The 6,694-nt window shown below is 69.9% G+C and carries 6 protein-coding genes; all 6 read left to right on the top strand.

Annotated elements, in window-relative coordinates; genetic code table 11:
- Positions 1-5 precede the first annotated feature (5 nt).
- The 6 genes from ACFTOW_RS01755 (at position 6) to ACFTOW_RS01780 (ending at position 6,649) form a co-directional block, all read left to right on the top strand.
- Positions 6-602 carry a hypothetical protein gene (locus tag ACFTOW_RS01755; RefSeq protein ID WP_379912464.1) on the top strand — a complete coding sequence of 199 codons (597 nt, stop codon included), beginning with the start codon at positions 6-8 and terminating at the stop codon, positions 600-602.
- On the top strand, positions 550-2,556 hold the full coding sequence (locus tag ACFTOW_RS01760; RefSeq protein WP_379912466.1) for a phage terminase large subunit family protein: 2,007 nt from the start codon (positions 550-552) through the stop codon (positions 2,554-2,556). The genes ACFTOW_RS01755 and ACFTOW_RS01760 overlap by 53 nt, the downstream gene beginning before the upstream one ends.
- A gap of 1 nt (position 2,557) precedes the next feature.
- Positions 2,558-2,767, top strand: coding sequence for a phage head-tail joining protein (locus ACFTOW_RS01765; protein WP_023851464.1), 210 nt, complete (start codon positions 2,558-2,560; stop codon positions 2,765-2,767).
- Entirely contained in the window at positions 2,767-4,308 is a 1,542-nt protein-coding gene (locus ACFTOW_RS01770) for a phage portal protein (RefSeq protein ID WP_379912469.1), read from the top strand. The genes ACFTOW_RS01765 and ACFTOW_RS01770 overlap by 1 nt, the downstream gene beginning before the upstream one ends.
- 5 nt (positions 4,309-4,313) lie before the next feature.
- Complete coding sequence (locus ACFTOW_RS01775) at positions 4,314-6,368, top strand: prohead protease/major capsid protein fusion protein (protein WP_379912471.1); 2,055 nt, start codon at positions 4,314-4,316, stop codon at positions 6,366-6,368.
- A 77-nt stretch (positions 6,369-6,445) separates the two neighbouring features.
- Entirely contained in the window at positions 6,446-6,649 is a 204-nt protein-coding gene (locus ACFTOW_RS01780) for a DUF2190 family protein (protein ID WP_379912473.1), read from the top strand.
- Positions 6,650-6,694 lie beyond the last annotated feature (45 nt).

The following is a 6,694-nucleotide window of genomic DNA, read 5'->3' on the forward strand; positions in this document are numbered from 1 at the left end:
CGTCGATGCAGGGCATGAGCGAGCGCCAGTACGCCGCGCATGTCGGGCTGTCTCGGGGCGCGATCCAGAAGGCCAAGACCGCCGAGCGCCTGGTCCTCTATCCCGACGGCAGCATCAACGCGGCGGCCAGCGACGCGCGCCGGGCAGAAACGACGGACCCGTCCAAGACCCGCAAGCCGCCCGCGCCGAAGCTGAAGCCCGTCCCCGAGGCGGCGGTAACCGCTGTTGGCGACACGCTGCGCGAGCAGGGACTGGCCGTGCCCGCCGTCGGCGGCGGCACGACCTTCCTGCAGGCCAAGACCGCGAACGAGGTGCTGAAGGCGCAGGAGCGGCGTATCCGGCTCCAGAAGCTGAAGGGAGAGTTGATCGAGCGGGCCCGCGCGCTGGCGCTGGTGTTCCGGCTGGCGCGGGAGGAACGGGACGCGTGGGTGAACTGGCCGGCGCGCGCGGCAGCGCTGATGGCGGCCGAGCTCTCGGCCTCGTGCAGCGACGCGACGGGCCAGCAGATCACCGTGGAGCCAGCCGCGATGCAGAAGGTCCTGGAGAAACATGTACGCGCCCACCTCGACGAACTCGCCGAGGTCCGGCCCGACTTCCGGTGAGAGCGGCGATGGCCTGACGGACTTCGACGGCGCGGGCGAGATCCTGCGCGCCTGGGGCAATGGGCTCCGGCCCGACCCGGACCTGACCGTCTCGGAATGGGCGGACCGGCACCGGATGCTCTCTGGCCGCGCCTCTGCCGAGCCCGGGCGATACCGCACGGTGCGCACGCCCTACATGCGCGAGATCATGGACCGGCTGTCGCCCGGCGATCCCACGCAGCGGATCGTGTTCATGAAGGCCGCGCAGGTCGGGGCAACCGAGGCGGGCAACAACTGGATCGGGTTCGCCATCCACCAGGCGCCGGGCCCGATGCTCGCGGTCCAGCCAACGGTGGAACTGGCCAAGCGCAACTCGCGCCAGCGGATCGACCCGCTGATCGACGAGAGCCCGGAGCTGCGGGAGCGGGTGAAGCCCGCGCGATCCCGCGACGCCGGCAACACCATGCTGTCCAAGGAGTTCGCGGGCGGCATCCTGATCATGACGGGCGCGAACTCGGCGGTAGGGCTTCGCTCCACGCCCGCGCGGTACATCTTCCTCGACGAGGTCGACGCCTATCCGGCCTCGGCCGACGAGGAAGGCGATCCGGTCACGCTGGCCGAGGCGCGGTCGCTGACCTTCGCCCACAGGCGCAAGGTCTTCCTGGTCTCGACGCCCACGATCCGGGGACTGAGCCGGATCGAGCGGGAATATGAGGCCAGCGATCAGCGCCGGTTCTTCGTGCCGTGCCCGCATTGCGGCCACGCACAATGGCTGAAGTTCGACCGGCTGCGGTGGCAGAAGGGCCGTCCCGAGACGGCGGAGTATCTCTGCGAGGGCTGCGAAACGCCCATCGCGGAACACCACAAGACGGCGATGCTGGAGGGGGGCGAATGGCGCGCGACCGCCACGGCCGCCGATCCGACCACGGTCGGGTATCACCTCTCGGCGCTCTATTCGCCGATCGGCTGGCTGAGCTGGGAGCGGATCGTGCGGGCATGGGACGCGGCCCAGGGGTCGGACGAGGCGATCAAGGCCTTCCGCAACACGATCCTCGGCGAGACCTGGGTCGAGACCGGAGAAGCGCCGGACTGGCAGCGGCTCTACGACCGCCGCGAGCGGTGGACGTCCGGCACTGTGCCAGCGGGCGGGCTGTTCCTGACCGCCGGGGCCGATGTCCAGAAGGACCGGATCGAAGTCGACGTCTGGGCCTGGGGCCGTGGTCTGGAAAGCTGGCTCGTCGATCACGTCGTCATCGAGGGTGGGCCCGACCGGCACAACGCCTGGTCGGAGCTGACCGCGCTGCTGGATCGAAGCTGGCCGCATGAACGCGGCGCGCATCTCAGGATCGCGCGGCTCGCCATCGATACCGGCTACGAGGCCCCGGCGGTCTATTCCTGGTCGCGGGCGCAAGGCTTCGCGCAGGTCTCGCCGGTGAAGGGCGTCGAGGGGTTCAACCGCTCGAGCCCGGTGTCGGGGCCGACCTTCGTCGACGCGACCGAGGGCGGCAAACGCCTGCGGCGCGGGGCGCGGCTCTGGACCGTGGCGGTCTCGACCTTCAAGGCCGAGACCTACCGCTTCCTGCGGCTGGCGCGGCCGACCGAGGAGGAGATGGCCGCCGGCGCGGCATTCCCGCCCGGCTCGGTGCACCTGCCGCACTGGGTCGAGAATGAATGGCTGAAGCAGTTCGTCGCCGAACAGCTGGTGACGGTGCGTACGAAACGCGGCTTCGCCCGGCTGGAATGGCAGAAGCTGCGCGAGCGCAACGAGGCGCTGGATTGCCGCGTCTACGCCCGCGCCGCCGCCTGGATCGCGGGCGCGGACCGCTGGCCCGACGAGAAATGGCGCGACCTCGAGGATCAGCTCGGGGCGGCCCCCACCGACAACGATCCCGCCGGGCAGATCAACCGGCCGGGACAGGCCCCGCAGGGCAAGCGCCGCTCCGACTGGCTCGGACGGCGCGGAGGATGGTTCTGACATGACCGACTGGACGGAAACCGAACTCTCGGCGCTGCGCCGGGCCTATGCCAGCGGCACGACCCGCGTCAGCTATGACGGCAAGTCCGTGGATTACGGCTCGGCCGAGGACCTGCTCGCCCGCATCCGCACCATCGAGCGCGCCATCGCGGGCGTCAGCCGACCGCTGCCGGTGGCCGGGCTCGCGGGCTTTTCGCGCGGGGATCGCTGATGTCGGCGACCTGGTTCGATCACGCCATCGCCACGGTGGCGCCGCGCATGGCGGCCCGCCGCGTCATGGCGCGTCAGGCGTTCGAGACCCTGACGCGGGGCTATGACGGCGCCGCGCGCGGGCGGCGCACAGAGGGCTGGCGCGCGCCGGGATCCTCGGCCGACACCGAGATCGGCGTGGCTGGGGCGCTTTTGCGCGACCGGATGCGCGATCTGGTGCGCAACAACCCGCATGCGGCCAAGGCCGTGGCGGTGCTGGTCAACAACATCGTCGGCGCGGGCATCATGCCCCGCGCCGCCAGCGGCGACGACACGCTGGACCGGAAGGTCGACGCGCTGTTCGAACGCTGGACGGCGGAGTGCGACGCCGACGGCCAGCTCGACTTCTACGGGCTGCAGACGCTGATCTGCCGCGAGATGGTCGAGGCGGGCGAAGTCCTGGTGCGCCGCCGTCTGCGGCGGGCAAGCGACGGTCTGCCGGTGCCGCTGCAACTGCAGGTGCTGGAGGCCGACTTCCTCGACGCCACCAAGTCCGGTGCCCTCGGAGCAGGCCGCCTCGTGCAGGGGATCGAGTTCGACCCGGTCGGCAAGCGCCGGGCCTACTGGCTCCATGCCGAACATCCGGGCGACGCCTATGGCGCCTTGCAGAACGGGTTGCAGAGCCGCCCGATCCCCGCGACCGAGATCGCGCACATCTACGAGAAGCAGCGCACGCAGGCGCGCGGCGTTCCCTGGGGCGCACCGGTGATCCGCAGCTTGCGCGATCTCGACGACTACGAGGTGGCCGAACTGGTCCGCAAGAAGACCGAGGCCTGCGTCACCGCCATCGTGTTCGGCGACGACGAGGCCCAGCAGGGCATCGCGCCCTCCGTGGTCGATGCCGACGGCAACCGGGTCGAGCAGTTCGAGCCGGGGCTGATCGCTTACGCGCGCGGTGGCAAGGACATCCGCTTCAACCAGCCCTCTGCAACGGGCGGCTACGGCGAATACAAGCGCGCAAGCCTGCACACGATCTCGGCCGGGTTCCGGGTGCCCTATGAGTTGCTGACCGGCGATCTCAGCCAGGTGAACTATTCCTCGATCCGGGCGGGTCTCGTCGAGTTCCGCCGCCAGATCGACGCGGTGCAGTGGCAGTTGTTCATCCCGATGTTCTGCGCGCCGGTCTGGCGGTGGTTCACCGAGGCCGCATGGGCCGCGGGTCAGATCCCGTCGCCCATCGTACCGGTCGAATGGTCGCCGCCGAAGTTCGAGGCGGTCGATCCGCAGAAGGACGCGATGGCGAACCTGCTGTCGATCCGCTCGGGCACCATGACGCTGGCCGAGGTGATCGCGAAACAGGGCCGCAACCCCGACGCGGTGCTGGCCGAGATCGCCGCGACCAACGCCAAGCTCGACGCGCTGGGGCTGGTGCTCGACAGCGACCCTCGCCGCGTCACCAAGACCGGCAGCGCGCAGAGCAGCGATCCGGCGACCGATCCGGCCGATGACGACCCCTCCGCCGACGCGGACAATGACCCGGCGCAGACCGACCAACAGGACTGACCATCATGGACACGATGATCGAACTGCCGGCCATGCGCCGGTCGGCGGAGCTTGCGCCGAACACGGCCGATGCCGACAGCCGCACCGTCGAGGTGGTCTGGTCGGCAGGCGCCCGCGTCCGCCGCGCGACCTTCTTCGGCGAGCCCTATGACGAGGAGCTGAGCCTCGACCCCGCCCATGTCCGCCTCGACCGGCTGAACGCGGGCGCGCCGTTCCTGAAGGTGCACGAGCTCGACACGCTCGATGCGGTGATCGGCTCGGTCGTGCCGGGTTCGGCCCGGATCGAGAACGGGCGCGGCATCGCCTTGGTGCGGATCAGCGAGCGCGCCGACGTCGAGCCGATCTGGCGCGACATCCAGGCCGGGCACATCCGCGCGGTCTCCATCGGCTACCAGGTCCACCGCTTCGAGGTCTCGAAACCCGAGGCCGCCCGAGAACTCTGGCGCGCGGTGGACTGGACGCCCTTCGAGGTCTCCGCCGTCGCGGTCGGCGCCGACCCCGCCGCGGGCTTCCGCGCCCAGCATCCCCTTCACGACTGCGTCCTTCACCGCCGGGACGCCCCCACAGAGCAAGGAGCATCCCCGATGACGGACAAGACCCAGACCCCGGCGAGCGACGCCGCAACCCCCGCCACCACCCAGCCGACCGAGCCGGTCGAAACCGAGGACACCCCCATGACCGAGCCGAAACCGGCTGCGCCCGACCCGAAGGTCGTGGCCAGCGAGACGCGCAGCCAGCCGAAGACGCAGGCTGCTCCCGCGCCCGACACCGAGGCTGTCGCGACCCGCGCCCGCGAGGCCGAGCGCGACCGCGTCTCCACCATCTACGATCTGGCCGGGCGGCTGAACCTCGAGCGCGGCTTCGCCGAGGATCTGGTGAAACGCGGCGTCAGCGTCGACGAGTCCCGCCGCCTGATCCTCGATCAGGTCGCCGCGAAATCCGACGAGACCCGGACCTTCCCGCATGTCTCTGTCCCCCTCGGCGGCCGGGACGAGCGCATCACCCGCCGCGACGCGGTGGCCAACGCGCTGCTGCACCGCTACAGCCCGACGCTGTTCCAGCTGGAGGACGCCGCGCGCCAGTATCGCGGCATGACTCTGCTGGAACTGGCCCGCGAAAGCCTCGGCAATGCCGGGGTCAACACGCGGGGCCTGTCGCGCGACGAGGTGGCGACGCGTGCGCTGCACTCGACCTCGGACTTCCCCGAGATCCTGTCGGCGGTCACCAACAAGACCCTTCGCCAGGCCTACGAGGCCTATCCCCGCACCTTCATGCTGTTCTGCCGCCAGGTGCTGGCCACCGACTTCAAGGCGATGCACCGGGTGCAGCTCGGCGAGGCGCCGCAGCTGCTCGAAGTCGGCGAGAGCGGGGAGTTCAAGCGCGGGACGCTGGGTGAGAGCAAGGAGAGCTACAAGGTCAAGACCTACGGCCGGGTGGTCGCGATCACCCGTCAGACGCTGATCAACGACGATCTCGACGCCTTCACCCGCATCCCGGCGATGTACGGCAACTCCATCGCCCAGCTGGAAAGCGATGTGGTCTGGGGCATCATCACCGCCAACCCGGCCATGGCCGACGGCAACGCCTTGTTCCACACCACGCACAAGAACCTCGCGGGCACCGGCGCGGCGCTCGATGTCGGCAGCGTCGGCGCGGCCCGCGCCGCGATGGCCAAGCAGACCGGGCTCGACAAGAAGACGGTGCTGAACGTCCGCCCGGCGTTCCTGATCGTGCCCGCGTCGCTGGAACTGAAGGCCGAGCAGCTGGTCGCCCAGAACCTCGTCCCCGCCGCGACGTCCAGCGTGGTGCCGCAGTCGATCCGCACCCTCGCGCCGATCAGCGAGCCCCGGCTCGACGCGGCCAGCGAGACCGCCTGGTATCTGGCGGCGAGCCCGAACCAGATCGACACCATCGAGTACGCCTATCTCGAGGGTCAGCAGGGCGCCTACATCGAGACCCGCAACGGCTTCGACGTCGACGGCGTCGAGATCAAGTGCCGCCTCGACTTCGGCGCCAAGGCCATCGACTGGCGCGGCCTCTACAAGAACCCGGGCGCGTAACCCGCACCCCATGCTGAACCCTGACATGCGGGCGGTCCAATCGGGCCGCCCTTCGTCGTTCCAAGAGGATCACCTCCATGAAAAACTACGTCCAGCCCGGCAACACCATCACCCTGACCGCGCCCTATGCCGTCGCCTCCGGCGATGGCCTGCTCGTCGGCTCCATCTTCGGCATCGCCGCCGGGGACGCCGCCATTGGCGATCCTATCGAGGCCGCGCTCGTCGGCGTCTTCGACATCACCAAGGTCGGCTCGCAGGTGTCAATCTGCATTCAAAACTGACCCATCGTGATCATTTAAAAATGACCCACCCGGGGGGTAGCAAAG

The sequence above is a fragment of the Lacimonas salitolerans genome, from assembly GCF_042677865.1.
GTDB lineage: Bacteria > Pseudomonadota > Alphaproteobacteria > Rhodobacterales > Rhodobacteraceae > Lutimaribacter > Lutimaribacter salitolerans.